General features: G+C 64.9%; 18 protein-coding genes. 11 read left to right on the top strand and 7 right to left on the bottom strand.

The genetic code is table 11. The features are described from left to right. From I6N89_RS10825 to I6N89_RS10810, 4 genes are all read left to right on the top strand, one after another. Nucleotides 1-966, top strand: a complete 966-nt coding sequence (locus I6N89_RS10825; protein WP_076702330.1) for a YVTN family beta-propeller repeat protein — start codon at nt 1-3, stop codon at nt 964-966. Nucleotides 967-998: 32 nt separating this feature from the next. Further along, nucleotides 999-1529: a tetratricopeptide repeat protein gene (locus I6N89_RS10820; protein WP_207018454.1), complete on the top strand. Its 531-nt coding sequence runs from the start codon at nt 999-1001 to the stop codon at nt 1527-1529. Between the two features lie 181 nt (nt 1530-1710). Further along, entirely contained in the window at nt 1711-2973 is a 1263-nt protein-coding gene (locus I6N89_RS10815) for an MFS transporter (RefSeq protein ID WP_207018453.1), read from the top strand. A gap of 106 nt (nt 2974-3079) precedes the next feature. Beyond that, the gene (locus I6N89_RS10810) at nt 3080-3727 is read left to right on the top strand and encodes a hypothetical protein (protein WP_207018452.1); all 648 of its coding nucleotides are present in this window, start codon (nt 3080-3082) and stop codon (nt 3725-3727) included. 413 nt (nt 3728-4140) lie between these two features. Here the strand turns inward: I6N89_RS10810 and I6N89_RS10805 are convergent, their stop codons facing one another. Both I6N89_RS10805 and I6N89_RS10800 read right to left on the bottom strand, forming a co-directional pair. Next, nucleotides 4141-4737 carry a hypothetical protein gene (locus tag I6N89_RS10805; RefSeq protein ID WP_207018451.1) on the bottom strand — a complete coding sequence of 199 codons (597 nt, stop codon included), beginning with the start codon at nt 4735-4737 and terminating at the stop codon, nt 4141-4143. Between the two features lie 546 nt (nt 4738-5283). Continuing rightward, nucleotides 5284-5982: a hypothetical protein gene (locus I6N89_RS10800; RefSeq protein WP_207018450.1), complete on the bottom strand. Its 699-nt coding sequence runs from the start codon at nt 5980-5982 to the stop codon at nt 5284-5286. 272 nt (nt 5983-6254) lie between these two features. Between I6N89_RS10800 and I6N89_RS10795 the strand changes: the two genes are divergently transcribed. From I6N89_RS10795 to I6N89_RS10775, 5 genes are all read left to right on the top strand, one after another. Then, nucleotides 6255-6662: a c-type cytochrome gene (locus I6N89_RS10795; protein ID WP_076702353.1), complete on the top strand. Its 408-nt coding sequence runs from the start codon at nt 6255-6257 to the stop codon at nt 6660-6662. 122 nt (nt 6663-6784) lie between these two features. Continuing rightward, nucleotides 6785-8551, top strand: a complete 1767-nt coding sequence (locus I6N89_RS10790; protein ID WP_207018449.1) for a PQQ-dependent methanol/ethanol family dehydrogenase — start codon at nt 6785-6787, stop codon at nt 8549-8551. 203 nt (nt 8552-8754) lie between these two features. After that, complete coding sequence (locus I6N89_RS10785) at nt 8755-12174, top strand: DUF2126 domain-containing protein (RefSeq protein ID WP_207018448.1); 3420 nt, start codon at nt 8755-8757, stop codon at nt 12172-12174. A 7-nt stretch (nt 12175-12181) separates the two neighbouring features. After that, nucleotides 12182-14587, top strand: coding sequence for a circularly permuted type 2 ATP-grasp protein (locus tag I6N89_RS10780; protein WP_236016548.1), 2406 nt, complete (start codon nt 12182-12184; stop codon nt 14585-14587). A gap of 4 nt (nt 14588-14591) precedes the next feature. Then, the gene (locus I6N89_RS10775; protein WP_207018447.1) at nt 14592-15470 is read left to right on the top strand and encodes a transglutaminase family protein; all 879 of its coding nucleotides are present in this window, start codon (nt 14592-14594) and stop codon (nt 15468-15470) included. 19 nt (nt 15471-15489) lie between these two features. On the opposite strand, the gene I6N89_RS10770 is transcribed toward I6N89_RS10775, so the two are convergent. After that, nucleotides 15490-16362 carry a LysR family transcriptional regulator gene (locus I6N89_RS10770; protein ID WP_207018446.1) on the bottom strand — a complete coding sequence of 291 codons (873 nt, stop codon included), beginning with the start codon at nt 16360-16362 and terminating at the stop codon, nt 15490-15492. A 125-nt stretch (nt 16363-16487) separates the two neighbouring features. Between I6N89_RS10770 and I6N89_RS10765 the strand changes: the two genes are divergently transcribed. Together I6N89_RS10765 and I6N89_RS10760 are read left to right on the top strand one after the other, a co-directional pair. Beyond that, nucleotides 16488-16706, top strand: coding sequence for a DUF1127 domain-containing protein (locus I6N89_RS10765; protein WP_207018445.1), 219 nt, complete (start codon nt 16488-16490; stop codon nt 16704-16706). A 131-nt stretch (nt 16707-16837) separates the two neighbouring features. Next, nucleotides 16838-17575, top strand: a complete 738-nt coding sequence (locus I6N89_RS10760; protein ID WP_207018444.1) for a Bax inhibitor-1 family protein — start codon at nt 16838-16840, stop codon at nt 17573-17575. 333 nt (nt 17576-17908) lie between these two features. On the opposite strand, the gene I6N89_RS10755 is transcribed toward I6N89_RS10760, so the two are convergent. The 4 genes from I6N89_RS10755 to rpmG form a co-directional block, all read right to left on the bottom strand. Then, a complete protein-coding gene (locus tag I6N89_RS10755; RefSeq protein ID WP_207018443.1) occupies nt 17909-18499 on the bottom strand; it encodes an aminotransferase class IV in 591 nt (196 codons plus the stop codon). 8 nt (nt 18500-18507) lie between these two features. Beyond that, a complete protein-coding gene (locus I6N89_RS10750) occupies nt 18508-19662 on the bottom strand; it encodes an aminodeoxychorismate synthase component I (protein WP_207018442.1) in 1155 nt (384 codons plus the stop codon). Nucleotides 19663-19725: 63 nt separating this feature from the next. After that, nucleotides 19726-20175, bottom strand: a complete 450-nt coding sequence (locus tag I6N89_RS10745; RefSeq protein WP_207018441.1) for an HIT family protein — start codon at nt 20173-20175, stop codon at nt 19726-19728. 109 nt (nt 20176-20284) lie between these two features. Then, complete coding sequence (gene rpmG, locus I6N89_RS10740; protein WP_023852153.1) at nt 20285-20452, bottom strand: 50S ribosomal protein L33; 168 nt, start codon at nt 20450-20452, stop codon at nt 20285-20287. Nucleotides 20453-20457 lie beyond the last annotated feature (5 nt).

The following is a 20457-nucleotide window of genomic DNA, read 5'->3' as shown; positions in this document are numbered from 1 at the left end:
ATGCTGCGACTGACCGCCATCCTGACGCTTCTGGCCGCGCCCGCGCTGGCGGGCGGCGAGATCTGGGTGACCAATGAAAAGGACGACACGATCAGCGTGATCGACATCGACAGCCTTGAAGTCACCCGCACCATCCCCACCGGCGAGCGCCCGCGCGGCATCACCTTCAGCCACGATTATTCCCGCGTCTATATCTGCGCCTCCGACAGCGACGCGGTGCAGGTGATGGACCCGGTCTCGGGCGAGATCCTGCACGATCTGCCCTCGGGCGAAGACCCGGAGCAATTCGTGCTGCATCCCGACGACCGGCGGCTCTATATCGCCAATGAGGACGATGCGATCACCACCGTGGTCGATACTGAAACTCGCCGGGTGATCGAACAGATCGACGTGGGCATCGAGCCCGAGGGCATGGCGGTGAGCCCGGACGGCAAGATAGTCATCACCACCTCTGAGACCACCAATATGGCGCATTGGATCGACACCGAGAGCGAGGCGATCTTTGCCAATACGCTGGTGGATAGCCGTCCGCGCCATGCCGAATTCGTAAAGGACGGGGCCGAGCTCTGGGTCTCTGCCGAGATCGGCGGCACGGTGACCGTGTTCGACACCGCGACGCAGGCGGAAAAGGCCAAGATCCATTTCGAAATCAAGGGCGTGCACCAGGATCGGCTCCAGCCGGTGGGGTTCGAGCTGACGCCGGACGGCAAGACCGCCTTTATCGCGCTGGGCCCGGCGAACCACGTCGCCGTGGTCGATGCCGAGACCTATGAGGTCGAGGAGTATCTGCTGGTGGGCCGCCGTGTCTGGCATATGGCCTTCGACGGCGATCACAGCCGGCTTTTCACCACGAACGGCGTCTCGGGCGACGTGACGGTGATCGACGTGGCGGCGCGCAAGCCGGTGAAGACGATCAAGGTCGGGCGCTTCCCCTGGGGCGCGGCCTTCAGGCCGGAAGGGGGCTGACCCGCCGGCGCAATCGCGAGAGGAGACGGAGAATGCGAACGGTTTTCACGGCCCTTTGCCTGCTGGCGGCCTTGCCCGTGACGGCGGACGAATACGGCACAACCAATCCCGAAGAGCTGACCTGGCAGTCCCTGCGCGACCGCGCGGCGGAGGGTGACACCGACATGATGGTCTGCGCTTCGGGCTATCTGATGACCAAATCCGGCGATCACGCCACCGCCCGCGCCATCTTCGAGGCCTGTGCGGCGGCGGGTTATACCGGGGCGATGACCTGGATGTCTTATATGGAGCAGAACGGGTTCGGCGGCGATTTCGACCCCGACGCCGCCGCGCGCTGGGACCGGCAGGCCGCCGAGGCCGGCGACCCGGTGGGCAAATTCAACCACGGTGTGAACCTGATGCGCGGCTTCGGTATCGCACAGGACGAGGCCGCCGGGCGCCGCCTGATCGACGAGGCGGCGGGTGCGGGCCTGCCTGTCGCGAAGCGCTTGCAGGGCGCGGGCTACGATCTCGACGAGATCACGCCGGATGCCGACAACTGGCGCTACGCACCTTTGTTCTGAGGTTTTTACGAATCGTGCTGCGGCGAAGCAAACGGGCAGGGGGCAGAGATACCCGCTGGTGTCAGAACTGGGCTCCGGTGTCGCAAAGCGGAAGATTCATGCCGCGCATATGTAAGCGGATCGGCCCGATCTCGGCGACAAAGCGGTAAGTGCGCGTGCCCGGGAGCTGGAAGCAGTCGTCATGATCAATGTGTTGGCGGGCGTCTGGGCGCTCCTTCTCGGTATCGTCCTGATCATGCTGGGCAACGGCATGCACTTCACCCTGATCGGTCTGCGCGGCGGGATCGAAGGGTTTTCCGCAGCGGAACTGGCTGTCGTCACCTCCGGCTATTTCATCGGCTTCCTGACCGGGGCGCAGACCGCGCCCAAGCTGATCCGCCGCGTCGGCCATGTGCGCGTGTTCGCGGCGCTGGGCAGCTTCATGTCCGCCGGGCTGATCGCCTTTCCGCTGATCGCCGAGCCCTGGGCCTGGACCATCCTGCGCCTGCTGCTGGGTTTCTGTATGTCTGGGGTCTATGTCACCGCCGAGAGTTGGCTCAACCACGCGGCCACGAACGAGACCCGCGGCAAGGTGCTCTCGGCCTATATGATCGCCCAGACCCTGGGCATCATCGGCGCGCAGGGGCTGCTGTCGCTGGGCGATGCGGGCACCTCGGTGCTGTTCATCGGCGCCTCGATCCTTGTGTCGATCTCCTTCGCGCCGATCCTGCTGTCGATCACGCCGGTGCCGGCGGTCGAGGTGGCGCGGCCGATGCCGCTGCGCGCGCTGTTCCGCGCCTCGCCGCTGGGCACGGTGGGGATGTTCCTGCTCGGCGGCGTCTACGCGACGCAATCGGGCATGGGGGCGGTCTTTGGCACGCAGATCGGGCTGAGCGCGGGGCAGATCGCACTCTTCATCGCCATGCTCTTTGCCGGCGCGCTGGTGCTTCAGTACCCGATCGGCTGGCTCTCGGACAAGCTCGACCGGCGCAAGCTGATCTTCGGCTCCTCGATCTTCGGCGCCGGGGTCTGTGCGCTCGGCTGGGCCATGGGCGGCGGGTTCTGGGCGCTGCTCGCGGCGGCGTTCTTTGCCGGCGGCGTCACCACGCCGCTTTATGCGCTGATCATCGCGACCACCAACGATGTGCTCTCGACCGAGGACATGCCGGCGGCGTCGGGCGGGCTGGTCTTTACCTTCGGCCTCGGCGCCATCGCCGGCCCGCTGGTTGCCGGCTGGGCGATGGAGGTGCTGGGGCCGCAGGCCTTCTGGCTGGTGCTGAGCGTGACCTTCGCGGCAATTGCGTTCTACGCGGTCTACCGGATGACCCAGCGCGTGAGCGCGCCGCAGGAGGAAAGCGAGAGCTATCTGAACGTGCTGCCGACGAGTTCGATGGTCGCGGTCGAAGCGGCGGGTGTCTGGGCGGCGGAAAACGCCGAAGCGGAACGCGAGGAGGAGGAGAGCTGACGGTGCGGCGTGGGGTCGCCCGAAGGGCATTTGCGACCTGGACCGGGTGGCCTTGGGGTTGAGAGTCGTGTAACCCGACACTCGTCATGAGTGAAAAGGGTGCCCGATGAAACGTTCTGTTGCTGCGACGGTGATGACTGTCCTATCTTTAATGTCCGGTTCAGTACAGGCCGGTCCGGCCGAGCGATTGGCGGACATCCTGGCATGGGATTACGTCACCCCCGAGGGACAGCTTGCATCCCGGAAAACCGCCTCCTTCGAAGGCTGCGTTCTCAAACTGACCTTGGACAAACTGGATGCCTGTTCGAAGGGCGCCAGTGTCGGAAGGTCAGACACCTATATTGATATCCGGATCCTCAAAGCCGACAGGGCGGATGTCGAACATAGCAGGCCGGCGAGACCGTTTCCCGGTGCGCCCGGAGCGGGCCTGGTTTATTCCTACAGGTGGGCCTACAACCGGCTTTTGAAGGTTGCGAACGCAACCGGCGATCGGATTTTCGACGAAGAGTTCAGGAAATACCCCAAAGACGTCGCCAGCCGGCTCGAGTCGCTCAGTGAAAGATACCGGGAAGAGATCGACCCGCAGAGCTATTCTAAATCAAGAGAGACCGTTTCGTATTGTTCGGGCGCAGAACTGACCACGCCATTGCGCGCGTCTTCGGTCACGTTTTTCATGGCACCCGAGAAAACCGACGAATTCATCGATCTGCTGGAAGAATACGCGTTGAACTGTGAGGCCGCGTATCAGGGCTGATCCGGATTGGCCCCGCCGGATATCCGGTCACAGGTGCTTGAGTTGAAATTGCCGGTGTGATCGCTGGCTGCCTGGCGCGCTTCTCCCGAGGCACCGAATTTGTCCTGTCGGACTTCGGCAACCCGCTGCAAACATGTGGACCGATTGTGGATCAGCAACGAAAGTGCCTTTTTTGTCACGGGTTTTGACCGGGGTGGACAGAGCCAGAGGGTAGCTATGCGGACAAAGCGGGCTTTCGTTGCGGATGCGCCAACGGCGGCTTCCGGGAAATCGCCGGGTCAAAAACGGTCGTTTTTTCTGGTGTCATAAACGTATGAGTTTTGGCATGTTAGAAATTAATATTTGTTAATAGGGAGATCGAGCAACCACTGCGATTTCCACCAGAAGCTGCCAGCTGGGTCGCGATCTTCCTACTATTCGTCTTGGGAGGCATCGCCAGCCCAACTTTTGACAGTTGATTGAAGCTTTTGGTTGGCAACCTTTAGAGCTTTATCCTTCACTCCCTTGGCTTTCCCTTTTATACGCTCCCAGCGAGAGGGATCGTCTTCTGGTGGTTGGAGGTCGCTATTGTCTTCTCCAGGGGCTTCTCTTGGTCGAAACGGAATGACTCGAGCCTTAGCGAAGGCTTCGTCGTAACTGTCCGAGCTATCAATTGCTTCCGCAATTTCATCAATTCTACCCGCTAACAATGCTTCCGAAGTTATAAAATCGAAGAGGGCCTCCTCACCTTCTGAGCCTGCTAGCCTATTATTTTCATTGGTATGATGCCGAAGCTGATCAATCAGGGCCGTTTCGCTCACAAACGACAGCCTCAATTCTTCTCTCGATGTCTCGGTTGAAATTCGCGTCCACAACCAAACACCCAAGCCACCAACCAAAAGTCCAATGACGAACGGTAGTATGATGGAAACTTGCTGTGCTAGTGCACCCATGATGAAATACCGTTCTTCCAGTTTGTTATGGTGTGAATGCTTTGCCAAAAGCACAGGGAAAGCAAGAGTTCCCAGCACCAAAGCCCTGTTAACGATCCGAAAGAATGAACCCGTTTGACAATCTCGTTCAAAAGTTCGCACTCCAAGAGCGGACTTCGCGCGTACGTCAGCACTGCACGCACATGGGACAAATACCCCCTGCCAAAACACCTCGGCCAAAAACGGTCGTTTTTGTCACGAACCGTGGGTTCACCGAGATCATTGGAAAACCTTGTGCCACAAACCCTCGGCAAAACCATCTATGATTTTGTCACGTTTTTGGCCGCATCCTGAAACGCAGACATTCGAGCAATGCGCAGCATAGGTAACTTCGGGCTCATAGCCGCCCTTCAGATTTTCATGCAGCGGGTCGAAAAGGCAGTTTGTGACCCCAAAGGATAAATGTGCTGCTCATCAACAGCACTGTCGTCCTAATCCCTAGACCATGGTGCAATACAGCCCGCCCCGCGCAGGCGGGATACTCGGCGCGGACGCGCGGGCCCCTTGCGCCAACTGTGCTGTGCCCGTGCCTCTGGCGTTTGTCGGCGCGGGTCTCCGGCACTCTGCGGCAGATTATCCCGTCGTTTAAGGCGTTAAATGCCCCCATATCTTGATGAAATCTCGCGCTTCACTCTGCGTATGTCGTAATTCGATCTCTAGGATCACCAGAGCCCCGCTCAATCGCTTGAGCATTTGTCTCCGCGTCTCGCCGGTTTCCGGCTCCACCGATGTTCTCAGCATCAACATGGCCTTTGCAATCCAGTCGTCTAGCGCAGCCTCGAAAGATCCGAAGGCAGATCGGTGCCCGAATAGCTGGTAGGCCTTATCTGACAGGCCGGTATCGCTCAGCAGCTTCGAGACCGATCTGGCCGCCGCGAGATCGTTGTGGAGCTTCCCGTCTGTGAGTTCGTCGTCCCGGTTTATGACGGAGTCATGGAGTTGCACGATGGTCCCATGCGCGCCGCTTGCGGCGGTCTGAACCTGTGTCGCCAGCACAAGCTTTTCATGCGCTTGGAACTTCATAAGCTCAAGGTGCTGGTCCGATGCGCTGGAAATCTGCCGCGATATCATCAGCACGGAGGCGAGCACCGCAATGATGGCTACGAACCCGGCAAACCATCCGCTGGTTGCCCCGATCCACTCCCGTGCATTTTCGATTGAAGCGGAGGAGGGGAGCGGCGCCGAGGAATGCGCAAACAATTTCAGGAACAGCAGAGATGTCGCGAGGATCGCGATCGAAAAGATGATCAAGGTTCCGAGTAGAAATATCCAGATATTCGACATGATCGTTTCCTGAGTGCCTTTCTTGACTCTATCCGGAGCGGAGGTCCGGTGTCATCAGAGTCGGGGATTGGTGTGAACGTGCCTTGCCATGTTGCGTGCGGGTGGCCGGGATGTCTGAGACAGGCCCTGCCGAACTCCGGCCAGCCCCCTAGACCATGGTGCAATACACCCCGCACAGCGCAGGCGGGATACTCGGGGCGGATGCGCGGGCCCCTTGCGCGAACGGTGCTGTGCGCGCGTCCGGAACCGATGCAAACCCCGGGAGATACACCATGCACCGTTTCATTGCGCTCGCCGCGCTTTGCCTGGCCACGCCGGCCCTGTCCAACACGTTCGACGAGGTCAAGGTCTCGGCGGGAAAGCAGCTCTTCGATGCCGAATGCCGCCGCTGCCATGCCGTTGATTCCACGGATCCTTCCTACGGTCCGCCGCTGGAGAACGTGCTTTATCGCGGCGCCGGCACCTATCCGGATTACGACTATTCCACCGCGCTTTCGGCCTCCGGCATCGTCTGGACCCCGGCGGCCCTGCGCGCCTGGATGGCGGATAATGACGGCTTCATGCCGGGCACCAAGATGCGCCATGTGGGCATCGAGGACCGCACCGTGCAGGACTTTATCCTCGCCTATCTGACGTCGATCACCACCCAGGACAACCGCGCCATCGAAGGGCAGGAGTGATCCGGCCCAAAGGTCGTACGACCATGGTGCAATTCATCTCCGGCGCCCTGCCGGGGATGATTTTCACCGGAGGACCGGCCCGCCACGCCGGCATTTCCGAACCGTCTCGAAGGGAGGACATCATGAACCGCTTTATCCTGGCCGTCACGGCCAGCCTGCTCGCCGCCGGTGTCGCGCAGGCGCAGGTCACCGAAGAGGATCTGGCCAACGACCAGACCATGACCGAACAGGTCGTCACCAACGGCATGGGGCGCCATCTTCAGCGCTACAGCCCGCTGGAGACGCTCAACAAGGACAACGTGAAAAACCTCGTGCCCGCCTGGGCCTTTTCCATGGGCGGCGAAAAGCAGCGCGGGCAGGAAACGCAGCCGATCATCTATGACGGCGTGATGTATGTCACCGGCTCCTATTCGCGGCTCTACGCCATCGACGTGATGAACGGCGAAGAGCTCTGGCAATACGATGCGCGTCTGCCCGAGGGTATTCTGCCCTGCTGCGACGTGATCAACCGTGGCGCCGCGATCTATGGCGACAAGATCATCTTCGGCACGCTCGACGCCCGGCTTGTGGCGCTCGACCGCAAGACCGGCGATGTGGTCTGGCGCGACAAGATCGCCGATTACAAGGCGGGCTATTCCTACACCGCCGCGCCGCTGATCGTGAACGGGCTGGTGATCACCGGCAATTCCGGCGGCGAGTTCGGCATTGTCGGCGAGGTGCAGGCGCGTGACGTCGAGACCGGCGACATGGTCTGGACCCGTCCGGTGATCGAAGGCCATATGGGCACGCTGAACGGCGAAGAGTCGACCATGACCGGTGAGCTCAACGCCACCTGGCCGGGCGACATGTGGAAGACCGGCGGCGGCGCCACCTGGCTCGGCGGCTCCTACGATGCTGAGACCGATACGCTGGTCTTTGGCACCGGCAACCCGGCGCCCTGGAACAGCCACCTGCGCAACGCAGGCGCGCCCACCGAAGGCAATGCCGGCGACAACCTCTATGCCGCCTCGCGCCTCGGCATCGACCCGGCCACCGGCGAGATCAAGTGGCACTTCCAGTCCACCCCGCGCGAGGGTTGGGATTATGACGGCGTGAACGAGGTCGTGGCCTATGAGGACGCGGACGGCACCAAACTGTTCGCCACCGCAGACCGCAACGGCTTTTTCTACGTGCTGAACCGCGAGGACGGCTCTTTCGTCAGCGCCCATCCCTTCGTCAAGGACATCACCTGGGCAAGCGGCATCGACGAGACCGGGCGGCCGATCTACAACGAGGACAACCGTCCGGGCGATCCTTCCTCGGCGGCCGATGGCGGCAAGGGCGAGGTGGTGTTCTCGGCGCCGGGCTTCCTCGGCGGCAAGAACTGGATGCCCATGGCCTACAGCCAGCATACCGGTCTGTTCTACGTGCCCTCGAACGAATGGGGCATGGATATCTGGAACGAGCCGGTGACCTACAAAAAGGGCGCCGCCTATCTCGGCTCGGGCTTCACCATCAAGCCGATGTACGAGGACCATATCGGTTCGCTCAAGGCCATCGACCCGGCCACCGGCGAGTGGAAATGGGAGTACAAGAACGACGCGCCGCTCTGGGGCGGGGTGATGACCACTGCCGGCGGTCTGGTGTTCTTCGGCACGCCTGAGGGCAAGTTCATCGCGCTGGATGACGAGACCGGTGAAGAGCTGTGGTCGTTCCAGACCGGCTCCGGCATCGTCGGACAGCCCGTCACCTGGGACATGGAGGGCGAGCAATATGTCTCGGTCGTCTCCGGCTGGGGTGGCGCTGTGCCGCTCTGGGGCGGCGAGGTCGCCAAGAAGGTGAACTACCTCAATCAGGGCGGCACGGTCTGGACCTTCAAGCTGCCCAAGCAACTGGCCAACGCCGACTGATCCGGCTCTGGGATCCCAGCGATACGCCGCGCCTGCGGCGTATCGTTTTTTGCCGTCGCCGCCCCGGATCTGCGCAAGCGGCGATCATTGCGATGGCGCGCAAGCCACCATTGGTACGGCATTTTTGGGCCGGACTTTACAAGCCGGGGGGAACCGGCTCTTGTGACCGGTAATCAAACGGAAACAGCGCGCGCGGATCCCCCATGGCCATTACGGCGAGCATTCATCACCTCACCCATTACAAGTACGACCGGCCGGTTTCGCTGGGCCCGCAGCTCATCCGGTTGCGACCGGCGCCGCATTCGCGCACAAGGGTGATCTCGCATTCGCTGAAGGTCAGCCCGACCGGGCATTTCGTGAACCACCAGCAGGATCCCTACGGCAACTGGCTGTCGCGGTTCGTCTTTCCCGAGCCGGTGACCGAGTTCAAGATCGAGGTCGATCTTGTCGCCGACATGACGGTCTACAATCCGTTCGACTTCTTCGTCGATGAAGAGGCGCAGACCTGGCCCTTCGAATACCCCGAGGAGTTCCGCAGCGATCTCGACATTTACCGCATGCCCGAGGCGGCCGGGCCGCGCTTGCAGGCCTATCTCGACCAGCTTCCGAAAAAGGCCGAGAACACCGTCAATTTCCTGGTCGATCTCAACGCCACGTTGCAACAGCATATCGGCTACGTGATCCGCATGGAGCCCGGCGTGCAGACCCCGGAAGAGACGCTTCAGCACGCGCGCGGCTCCTGCCGGGACACCTCCTGGCTGCTGGTGCAGATCCTGCGGCATCTGGGCTTTGCCGCGCGGTTTACCTCCGGCTATCTCATCCAGCTCAAGCCCGATCTCGTCTCGCTCGACGGGCCGGCGGGCACCGATCACGATTTCACCGACCTGCATGCCTGGTGCGAGGTGTTTCTGCCCGGCGCCGGCTGGATCGGGCTCGACCCCACCTCGGGCCTGCTGACCGGCGAAAGCCACATCCCGCTCGCCTCGACCCCGCATTACCGCAACGCGGCCCCCATCACCGGCATGGCGAGCTTTGCCGAGGTCGATTTCAATTTCGACATGTCGGTGACGCGGGTTTCCGAACATCCGCGCATCACCAAGCCGTTCTCGGAAGAGGCCTGGCAGGCGCTGGATACGCTGGGCCACAAAGTGGACGACGCCATCAAGGCACAGGACATGCGGCTCACCATGGGCGGCGAGCCGACATTCGTGTCGATCGACGATTTCGAAAGCGCCGAGTGGAACACCGCCGCCGTGGGGCCGCAGAAACGCGGGCTCGCCGATACGCTGATCCGGCGCCTGCGCGATCGTTTCGCACCGGGCGGCTTCCTGCATTACGGGCAGGGCAAGTGGTATCCCGGCGAGACGCTGCCGCGCTGGACCTTCTCGCTCTACTGGCGCCGCGACGGCAAACCGATCTGGAAGAACTCCGATCTGGTCGCCAAGGAAAGCGCCAAGGGCGCCACCGCCGAGGATGCCGATCGCTTCCTGTCGGGCTTTGCGCAGAATCTCGGGCTCGACGGCGATTTCGTGCATCCGACCTATGAGGATCCGGTCGAGTGGATCATGAAGGAAGCTGATCTGCCCGCCAACGTGACGCCCGAGGACAGCAAGCTCAAGGATCCCGAGACCCGCGCCCGCATCGCCCGCGTCTTCTCGCGCGGGCTGGAGAATCCGGCGGGCTATGTGCTGCCGATCCAGCGCTGGCAGAGCAAGGCGCAGCCCGCGACCCGCTGGCGTTCGGAACACTGGAAGACCCGGCGCGGTCACCTGTTCCTGATCCCCGGTGACAGCCCCGTGGGCTTCCGCCTGCCGCTGGGCGCGCTGCCCTATATTGCGCCCTCGGCCTATCCCTATGTCTACCCCACCGATCCCACCGTCCCGCGCGAGGCACTGCCCGATTTCCACGCCGACCGCGAGGAAAAGCGCCGCGCGCTGATGGATGAGCTGGAGCGCATCGCGCAGGACGAGGCGCGGATCGCGAAGGAACAGGCCGAGATGCTGCCAGAGGTCACCGAGGGGCGCGAGCAGCCGGTGTCGGACTCGCGCGATGCCGGGCGCCGGCAGAGGATCATGGAGCAGGGGGTGGACCCGGAGGGCGGGCAGGTGCGCACCGCCATCGCCATCGAGCCGCGCGACGGGCGGCTCTGCCTCTTCATGCCGCCGGTGGAAGAGCTGGAGGATTATCTCGAACTGCTCGCCACGGCGGAGGAGACCGCCGAAGAGCTGGGCCTGCCGATCCATATCGAAGGCTACACGCCGCCGCATGACAGCCGCATGAACGTGATCCGCGTGGCGCCCGACCCGGGCGTGATCGAGGTGAACATCCACCCGGCGCATGACTGGGAGGACTGCAAGGCGATCACCCAAGGCGTCTATGAGGAGGCCCGGCAGTGCCGGCTCGGCGCCGATAAGTTCATGATCGACGGCAAGCATACCGGCACCGGCGGCGGCAACCATGTGGTGGTGGGCGGCGAAACGGTGCTCGACAGCCCGTTCCTGCGGCGCCCGGATCTCATGCGCTCGCTGATCCTCTACTGGCTGCGGCATCCCTCGCTCAGCTACCTGTTCTCCGGCCTCTTCATCGGCCCGACCTCGCAGGCGCCCCGGATCGACGAGGCGCGGCATGACAGCCTCTACGAGCTGGAGATTGCGCTGTCGCATTTCCCCAAGCCCGAGGATGGCGAGCCGCCGCAGCCCTGGCTCACCGACCGGCTCTTGCGCAACATGCTGATCGACGTCACCGGCAACACCCACCGGGCCGAGATCTGCATCGACAAGCTGTTCTCGCCCGACGGCCCCACGGGCCGGCTGGGCCTGGTGGAGTTCCGCGGTTTCGAGATGCCGCCGGATGCCAAGATGAGCCTCGCGCAGCAGGTGCTGATCCGGGCGCTGCTGGCGCGGTTCTGGAAGGAGCCGGTGCAGGGCCGTCCGGTGCGCTGGGGCACCGCGCTGCATGACCGCTTCATGCTGCCCTATTTCGTCTGGCAGGATTTCCTCGAAGTGCTGCGCGACCTGCGCGGCCACGGGTTCGAGTTCCGCTCCGACTGGTACGAGGCGCAGAAGGAGTTCCGCTTCCCATTCGCCGGCGAGGTCGAGTACGAGGGCGTGCATCTGCAACTCAACCAGGCGCTGGAGCCTTGGCACGTTCTGGGCGAACGCGGCGCCATCGGCGGCACCGTGCGCTATACCGACAGCTCGGTCGAGCGCATGCAGGTGCAGCTCACCGCGATGGACCCCGACCGCTATATCGTCACCTGCAACAAGCGCCCGGTGCCGCTGGCGCAGACCGATGCCAGCGGCGTCAAGGTCGGCGGCGTGCGCTTCAAGGCCTGGCAGCCCGCCGAGGCGCTGCATCCGACGCTGCCGGTCAACGCGCCGCTGGTCTTCGACATCTTCGACACCTGGACCGGCCACGCGCTTGGAGGCTGTACCTATCACGTCGCGCATCCGGGCGGGCGCAACTACGACACGTTCCCGGTCAACACCAACGAGGCCGATGCCCGCCGCCTTGCGCGGTTCGAGAAACTGGGGCACAACCCGGGGTCTTACTGGCCCGCGCCCGAGACGCCGCATCCGGAATTCCCGATGACGCTCGACCTGCGCAGGGCGCCGGGGCTTTGAGCCCGTAATGCAGGACGAGGCAGACACCATGACGCCGGACGCGCTCTCGCGGTTTCTCGCAGGCTACAAGCCGCTTGCGGGGGTGGCCGACGAGCTGAAGCGTCCGGACGGCTCGCTGCGTCCGGTCTGGGCGTCGCTGATGCGCTATCTTGCCGGGCAGAGCGCCGAGACGCTGGCCCGTGCCTTTGCGCGCGGCGATCAGTATCTGCACGATACTGGCGTCTATTTCCGGCAATATACCGGCACCGGCTCGACCGTGCGCGACTGGCCGCTGAGCCATGTGCCGGTGGTGATCGACGGCGCCGAATGGGCGGCGCTGGCCGACGGGATCGCGCAGCGCGCCGAGCTGCTGGAACGGGTCATGGCCGACCTTTACGGGCCGGGCAATCTGGTGCGCGACGGCTTTCTCCCTGCCGATCTTGTGGCGCAGAACCCCGAATGGCTGCGGCCCATCGTCAATATCCGCCCGCGTTCGGGCAATTTCCTGCATTTCCTCGCCTTCGAGATCGGCCGCTCGCCGGATGGCAGCTGGTTCGTGCTGGGCGACCGCACCCAGGCGCCCTCGGGGGCGGGGTTCGCGCTGGAAAACCGCATGGCGTCAAGCCGGGTGTTCCACGATCTCATGCCCAAGGCCAATGTCGAGCGGCTGGCCGGGTTCTTCCGCAGCTTCCGCGACGCGATGAACGGGCTGCGCGGCGACAATGACGGGCGGGTGGCGATCCTGACGCCGGGCCAGCATACGGATACCTATTACGAACACGCCTATATCGCCCGCTATCTCGGCTTCTCGCTGCTGGAATGCGAGGATCTGAAGGTTCAGGACGGGCGGCTCTCGGTGCGCACGATCAACGGGCCGGAACCGGTGGGCGTGCTGTGGCGGCGGCTCGACTCGCGTTTCGCCGATCCGCTGGAGCTCGACGAGACCTCGGCGCTTGGCACGCCGGGCATGGTCTCGGCGCTGCGGGCCGGCGCGATGGATATGGTCAACTGCCTGGGCTCCGGCGTGCTGGAGGCGCGGGCGCTCATGGCCTTCCTGCCGCGCATCTCCCAGCACCTGATGGGTGCGCCGCTGAAACTGCCCAATATCGCCACCTGGTGGTGCGGCCAGCCCACCGAGCGCGCCTATGTGCTGAACAATCTCGAACGCATGATGATCGGGCCGGCGCAGTCGACCAAGCTGCCTTTCGACATCGACGCCACCACCGCGCTTGGCGGCAAGTTCCGGGGCACCGCGCACAGCTCGGTGGCCGACTGGATCGAGCGTGAGGGCGCGACGCTGGTGGGGCAGGAGGCGGTGACCCTTTCGACCACGCCGGCGATGATCGATGGCAAACTGGCGCCCCGGCCCATGGTGGTGCGGGTCTTTGCCGCCCGCACGCCCGAGGGCTGGGCAGTGATGCCCGGCGGCTATGCCCGTATCGGACGTTCCGGCGATCCGGCGGCGCTGGCGATGCAGGCGGGCGGATCGGTCGCCGATGTCTGGGTGATGGCCGACCAGCCCGTGGTGCCCGACACGCTCAGCAAGACCGACAGCGGCCCGTTCCTGCGGCGCCTGCCGGGGCTGCTGCCGGCGCGGGCGGCGGACAATCTCTTTTGGCTTGGTCGCTATGTGGAGCGCGCCGAGGGCGGTGTGCGGGTGCTGCGCGCCTATCACCTGCGGCTGGAGGAATACGGCCGCCGCACGGTGCCGCTGGTCAACGGTCTCGGGCAGTTCCTCGACGGGTTCGGGATCGACCCCGAAGAGCCGATACCGGCCACGCTTCTGGGCCAGTTCGACGCCTCGGTGATCTGCGCCAGCAAGGTGCGCGACCGGTTCTCCACCGATGGCTGGAACGCGCTCAACGATCTCTCGGCGACCGGGCACGACCTCGCCACGCGGGTGCTGCCGGGCGACGATGCCGCCCGCGCCATGAGCGTCCTGCTGCGCAAGATCGCCGGGTTCTCCGGCCTCGTGCACGACAATATGTTCCGCTTCCTCGGCTGGCGTTTCCTGACGCTGGGGCGGGCGCTGGAGCGTGCCGACCAGATGGCCTCTGTGCTCTCGGTCTTTGCCGATCCGGATGTCGTCGGCGGCGGCTTCGACGCGGCGATCGAGATCGGCGACAGCGTTATGACCCATCGCCGCCGCTACTCGGTGGAGACCAACCGCGATACGGTGATTGACGTGCTGGCGCTCGACCGTGACAACCCGCGCTCGATCCTGTTCCAGCTCGACCGCATGCGCGAGGAGGAGGCGCGGCTTGCCGAGCTTTCCGGCATGGCCGAGATGGGCGAGGCCTCGCGCCGGATCCTGATGCTGCAAACCGCGCTGGCGGTGTCGGGGCCGGAGGCGATCAGCACGCGGCGCCTGCGCCGTATCCGGCGCGAGCTTGCGGCGATTTCCGAGGCGCTCACCGCGCAATATCTGAGCTGAACCCATGAGTCAGAGCTACGACATCACGCTGAAGATCGCCTATCTCTACGACAGCCCCGCTGCCGCGAGCCGGACCTTGCTGCGCATGCTGCCGCGCAACCTGCCGGAACAGCAGCTGCTTTATGGCGTGGTGACGACCAACCCGGCGCCAGATTACCGGCTCGACGATATCGACTTCTTCGGCAACCCGACCACGGAGGTCAGCCACGAGCGGCGGCTGTCGGAGATCGAATTCCTGTTCCGGGGCAGGGTGCTGCGCCACGGCACGCCCGGGGGGCTGGATCTCTCCTGCGCGCTCGACAGCCTGCCGCGGGAACTGGCGCAGATCCAGAGCATCGGGCCGGAGAGCCCGCACCACTTCCTCGGCCCGTCGCCGCGTCTGCGCCCGGAGCCCGAGATCGCGGCCTTCGCCCGCGATTGCGCGCGCCCGGGCATGTCGGCGCTGGCGGCGGCGGAGGCGCTGAGCCTGGCGCTGCACGAGGCCTTCGATTTCGATCCGGAGGCCACCGAGGTCACCACCACGCCCATCGAGGCGTTCCGCGCCCGGCGCGGCGTGTGCCAGGATATCAGCCATGTGATGATCACCGGGCTGCGCGCGCTGGGGATCCCGGCGGGCTATGTCTCGGGCTTCCTGCGCACCATCCCGCCCAAGGGGCAGGAGCGGCTGGCGGGGGCGGATGCCATGCATGCCTGGGTGCGCGCCTGGTGCGGTGGGGAGACCGGCTGGGTGGAGTTCGATCCCACCAACGCGATCCGCGCCGGCACCGATCACGTCACCGTGGCGGTGGGGCGCGATTACTCCGACGTGGCGCCGGCCAAGGGCTCGCTGCGCTCCGAGGGCTCGCATGATACGACCCATCAGGTGGATGTGGTGCCGGTCTGACCGGCGAGGGGAGGGCGGGCTATTCCGCCGCGATCTCCTCGCGCCTGCCGAGGCAGCAGAATTCCGAGCGCAGCATCTCCAGCAGCGGCTGCACGATCTGCGGGCGGGCGCCGGAGGAATAGAGGCAGATCTTCTGCATGCCCAGATCCGGCAGCGCGCCGACCGGGATCATCTCGAAATGCGCGGGCGCATGGCCTTCGAGCACCGGGGTGATCGCCAGATCGGCGGAGACCGTGACCTCGATGGTGCGGTCGCTTTCGGAATCCACCGCCAGCTCCCATTCGGTGTCGGCGCGTTCCATCTGCGCGATGGTGACCGGTCGGAAGCCGCAATGCCGTGAAAAGGCGACGCGCAGCGGGCGGGATTTCCACGCGGTGCCGCCGGGCGCGCCGTACCAGCGCAGCGGCACGTCGAGCAGCGACTCGCCGCCATCGCCCGGCTCGACCTCGGTGGTGAGGATCACATCGACGGCGCCGCGTGCGAACTGCTCCTTCAGCTCTGCGGTATAGGAGCTGACAAGCTGGAGCTTCACCCGGGGGAAATCGCGCTGCATGCGCTTCATCACGCGCGGGATCACCGGGTAGACCACGTCATGCGGCACCCCCAGCACGATCTCGCCCTCCCAGTCCTGAAGCGTGAGCCGGGCATAGATCTCGTCGTTCAGCTCGACCATGCGGCGGGCGTATTTCAGCAGCTGCTCGCCGGCGGGGGTCAGGCTCACCCCGCGCCCGGAGCGGTCGAGCAGGGCGATGCCCAGCATCTCCTCCAGCCGTTTGAGCTGCATCGACACCGCCGATTGCGTGAGGTTGAGAAAGCCCGCGGCGCGGGTGACGCCGCCGGAATCCGCGACGGCCATGAAAGAGCGGAGCGTGGTGATGTCGAGATTGCGCATGAATCGGATTTCGTGATGGGGGGCGTCAGGAATAGTCGTTTTACAGATGGGTCGCCGGAGAGGATACCCATCACACGAAAACATGGAAGATAAAACTTGCATCACATAATGTGAAGGAGGTCATCATGACCCGTGACATCGCCCTGACCAGCTGCCCCGCAAACTCCCGTCGCCGCATCCCGCTGCTGACCCGTCTGCTCGATCTCGACGCGCTGTGGCGCCAGCGCCGGCGGCTCGCCAGGCTCGACGAGGCCGCACTGCGCGACATGGGATTGACCCACTCCGAGGCGCTGCACGAGGCGCGCCGGTCGCTCTGGGATGCGCCGGCGCATTGGCGCCGCTGACGGCGGCGCGCGCGATGGCATCGGAAACAGGCCGTTTCGCGCGTCCAAAGCCTTGAAATAGCGCCGGGGTCTGCCAATATTCGAAACGAACTCTGTATCGCCCCGTAGTGGGGCACAGCTTGGAGGATTAGATGGCAGACTACAGAACAATCCGGACCGCCACCGGAACCAGCGCGGCCCAGATTGACGAAGGGCTCCGCAGCCACATGAACAAGGTCTACGGGACCATGTCCATCGGGATGCTGCTGACCTTCGCAGTGGCCTGGGCCATCGGCACCAGCCCGGAGCTTCTCGGGATTTTCCGTGACCCGGCCACCTTGCAGCCCAATATCCTGGGCTGGATCGTGATGTTCGCGCCGCTGATCATGGTGTTCGCCTTCGGCGCGGCGATCAACAAACTCTCCGCCGCCGGCGCGCAGCTGTTCTTCTTCGCCTTCGCGGCGGTGATGGGCCTGTCGCTGAGCTGGATCTTCGTGGCCTTCACCGGCTTCTCGATCGCGCAGGTCTTCCTGGTGACCTCGATCGCCTTCGCAGGCCTGTCGCTCTGGGGTTACACCACGAAAAAGGACATCTCCGGCTGGGGGTCTTTCCTGATCATGGGCGTGATCGGCCTGGTGGTCGCCTCGATCATCAACATCTTCCTGGGCTCGCCGGCGATCATGTTCGCGATCTCGATCCTGGGTGTGCTGATCTTCGCGGGCCTGACTGCCTATGACACGCAGAACATCAAGAACACCTATCTCCAGCACGCGGCGCATGGCGACAGCGAGTGGATGGGCAAGGCCGCCATCATGGGCGCGCTGAACCTCTATCTCGACTTCATCAACATGTTCATGTTCCTGCTGCAACTGCTCGGCAACCGCGAATAAGCGCGCCGGCAACCGCCACAGACACAGATCAAGGCCCCGCCCGGCGCGGGGCCTTTTTTTGTTGGGGGTGGGGGCGGGCGGTGGGCAGATTGCCCGCCCTACGGTTGAACAGCCCGGGCGCGGGACAAGGCGAAGCCGCCGCGCCATCGCCGGCCCGTCCGGGCGGGCTGGCGATTTGGTGACGCCAGCGCTGCGTGTCGAGATCTTTCGGATTTGGCAGGGATAAATCGAGAGCTTCGTCGGTCAGTTCGCCACCCCACGGGCCGGCAATGGCGCGGCTCACCGTAGGGCGGGCAGCCTGCCCACCGCCCGCCCCGCAACCCGCGACTTTGCTCAGACCAGCGCCGCCGGGATCAGCCCGCGCAGCGAATTGCCGATCCAGAGCCGCTCCGCCCGCTCCAGATCGGCGCGGGTCAGCACCGCTTCCTCGGCCTCGCCGGTCAGCAGCAGACTCTCGCGCAGCACCCCGGGCAGCAGGCCGCAGGGCAGGGCGGGGGTCAGCATGCGCCCGCCGATGCGCAGAAACACATTGGTGAAGGCGCCCTCGCAAAGCTCGCCCCGGTTGTTGAAGAACAACACCTCATAGACGCCCTCGGGCTTGTCGCGCAGGGCACTGTCATAGCGCGCACGGCGCGTGGTCTTGAGGCGCAGGAACGGGTCGTCCGGATCGAGCGCGTCGGGCGCCAGCCTCACATGCGCCAGCTCCGGCGCCGAGCCCAGATCGAAGGGCTGATGCGTCAGCTCCACATCGCCGTCGCGCCCGACGGTCATGCGCAGCCGCAGCGGCGCGTCGGACTGCACCGCCCAGAGCCGCAGGCTTACCGCGCTCGCGTCCCAGGCAAATCCCAGCGCCGCGCAGCTCCGCTCGGCGCGCGCCAGGTGCAGCTCTTCGCGTACGATGCCAGAGCCCGGAAGCCACAGCATCGTCTCGATCACGCGGAGCGCGGGATCAGTCCGGTCACGAAGCGGGATTTCCACAGCGCCTCCTCATATTCTGCCGCGCACTGGCTGTCATGCACGATGCCGCCGCCGACCCCCATCACCGCGCGCCCCGGCGCGGTCTCGGTCAGGGTGCGGATCGCCACGTTGAACGCCGCCCGCCCGTCCGGCGCCGCCCAGCCGATTGCGCCGCAATAGGCGCCGCGCCGCCAGCGCTCCAGCCGGTGGATCGCCTGCATGGCGGCGATCTTCGGCGCCCCGGTGATCGAGCCGCAGGGAAACAGCGCCCGCATCAGCGCGGGCAGGGACGGGGCTTCCTGCAACTGCGCCTCGACGCGCGACACCATCTGATGCACGGTCTCATAGGTCTCGACGCAAAGCAACTCGGGCACCCGCACCGTGCCGACCCTGGATATTCGCGACAGGTCGTTGCGCATCAGATCCACGATCATGATATTCTCGGCGCGGTTCTTCTCGTCCCGTGCCAGCGCCTCGCGCAGCGCGCGGTCGGCCGCCTCGGTCTCGCCGCGCGGCGCGGTGCCCTTCATCGGTGCGACCGTGACCTCGCCGCCGGCGCCGAGCCGGAAGAACAGCTCCGGCGAGCGCGACAACACGCGCAGCCCGCCCAGCTCCAGAAACGCGCCATGGCCCACCGGCTGAAAGCGCCGCATCGCGCCCCAGAGCGCCAGCGGCGCACCCTCATAGCGCAGCTCCACCGGCATGGTGAGATTGACCTGATAGAGATCGCCTCGCGCGATCATCGCCTTGATCTCGTGAAAGCGCGCCGCATAATCCGCCGCATCCCAGAGCGGCGTGGCGGAGATGACGCGCGCCTCATCCGCCGTCTCGGCGGCGCGGCGCAGCATCGGCGCGGCATCCTCGGGCGCGCGGAAAATGCCGAAGCAGAGCAGCGGACCGTCCCCGACGCCCGGCAGCCCGGCCAGTGCCGGCTCCAGCGCATGGCCCAGCTCATAGGCGGCGAGCCCGGCGATCCAGAAGCCCTCGCGCCGCGCCGCTTCGAGCCGCTCCAGCGCCGCCAGCGCCTCTGCGCCGTCATGGGCGGCGATCACCTCTTCGGGCCGCGTGAACAGGGCAGGGCGCCCGTCCGGGCCCGCCTCCACCAGCAGGGTTTGCGTATCGGTCGTCACTCTGTCCCGCCCCGTTGATTGCGCGGCCTCTCCTAGCAGCCGCGAAGGCCGTTGACGAGACGGTTACGCCGCTGTTTCACACGCGGCCAGACGCGCGCGCAGCCGCTCCGCCGTTTCGGCCAGCGCCTCGCGCGACACGGGTTCGGGCGGATGAAACGGCACCTCGTCGAGCGGAATGTAGCGGCGCGAGGTGATGTCGGTCGACTCGTGCATCGGGATCAGATGTGCATGCACATGCGGCACGTCGTTGCCGGTCAGCACAAAGCCCACCCGGTCGACGCGGTATTCCGCCTTGAGCGCCTTTGCCAGCCGCTGCCCGAGCCGGATCAGCCCGCCGGCCAGCGGCGGCGCCAGCTCGTCGAAACAGGCGACATGGGTGCGCGGCACGATCTGAAGGTGACCGGGCCGGATCGGCGCGCGGTCGGCAAAGGCGATGAAGCGGCGATCCTGGAACACCACATCCGCAAGGCTGCGCCCGCGGGAGATATCGCAAAAGAGGCAGTCGGGCTGCATGTCCCCGAGGCTCCTGTTCTGATGCCGCGCGCCACCCCCTAGGCCGGAAAAGAAAAAGGCCGCGAGGGGTGTCCCACGCGGCCTGTCACTGTCCCTGACGAGGTAAGGCTTATTTGATTTTGCCTTCCTTGTATTCGACGTGCTTCCGCGCAACCGGGTCGAATTTGCGAATGCTCATCTTCTCGGTCATGGTACGGGCGTTCTTTTTGGTCACGTAGAAATGGCCCGTGCCCGCGGTCGAGTTCAGGCGGATCTTGATGGTGGTCGGCTTCGCCATTCTTC

The organism is Salipiger abyssi, assembly GCF_017311415.1.
GTDB classification, from domain to species: Bacteria; Pseudomonadota; Alphaproteobacteria; order Rhodobacterales; family Rhodobacteraceae; genus Salipiger; species Salipiger abyssi_A.
This window is presented reverse-complemented; position numbering and strand designations above follow the sequence as displayed.

Excerpts from the sequence above, each read along its gene's own strand:
- I6N89_RS10815 (WP_207018453.1), top strand. The coding sequence starts at position 1,711 with ATGATCAATGTGTTGGCGGGCGTCTGGGCGCTCCTTCTCGGTATCGTC.
- I6N89_RS10775 (WP_207018447.1), top strand. The coding sequence starts at position 14,592 with ATGAGTCAGAGCTACGACATCACGCTGAAGATCGCCTATCTCTACGAC.
- rpmG (WP_023852153.1), bottom strand. The coding sequence starts at position 20,452 with ATGGCGAAGCCGACCACCATCAAGATCCGCCTGAACTCGACCGCGGGC.
- I6N89_RS10765 (WP_207018445.1), top strand. The coding sequence starts at position 16,488 with ATGACCCGTGACATCGCCCTGACCAGCTGCCCCGCAAACTCCCGTCGC.
- I6N89_RS10820 (WP_207018454.1), top strand. The coding sequence starts at position 999 with ATGCGAACGGTTTTCACGGCCCTTTGCCTGCTGGCGGCCTTGCCCGTG.
- I6N89_RS10785 (WP_207018448.1), top strand. The coding sequence starts at position 8,755 with ATGGCCATTACGGCGAGCATTCATCACCTCACCCATTACAAGTACGAC.
- I6N89_RS10795 (WP_076702353.1), top strand. The coding sequence starts at position 6,255 with ATGCACCGTTTCATTGCGCTCGCCGCGCTTTGCCTGGCCACGCCGGCC.
- I6N89_RS10755 (WP_207018443.1), bottom strand. The coding sequence starts at position 18,499 with ATGCTGTGGCTTCCGGGCTCTGGCATCGTACGCGAAGAGCTGCACCTG.
- I6N89_RS10770 (WP_207018446.1), bottom strand. The coding sequence starts at position 16,362 with ATGCGCAATCTCGACATCACCACGCTCCGCTCTTTCATGGCCGTCGCG.
- I6N89_RS10790 (WP_207018449.1), top strand. The coding sequence starts at position 6,785 with ATGAACCGCTTTATCCTGGCCGTCACGGCCAGCCTGCTCGCCGCCGGT.
- I6N89_RS10810 (WP_207018452.1), top strand. The coding sequence starts at position 3,080 with ATGAAACGTTCTGTTGCTGCGACGGTGATGACTGTCCTATCTTTAATG.
- I6N89_RS10760 (WP_207018444.1), top strand. The coding sequence starts at position 16,838 with ATGGCAGACTACAGAACAATCCGGACCGCCACCGGAACCAGCGCGGCC.
- I6N89_RS10800 (WP_207018450.1), bottom strand. The coding sequence starts at position 5,982 with ATGTCGAATATCTGGATATTTCTACTCGGAACCTTGATCATCTTTTCG.
- I6N89_RS10745 (WP_207018441.1), bottom strand. The coding sequence starts at position 20,175 with ATGCAGCCCGACTGCCTCTTTTGCGATATCTCCCGCGGGCGCAGCCTT.
- I6N89_RS10825 (WP_076702330.1), top strand. The coding sequence starts at position 1 with ATGCTGCGACTGACCGCCATCCTGACGCTTCTGGCCGCGCCCGCGCTG.
- I6N89_RS10780 (WP_236016548.1), top strand. The coding sequence starts at position 12,182 with ATGCAGGACGAGGCAGACACCATGACGCCGGACGCGCTCTCGCGGTTT.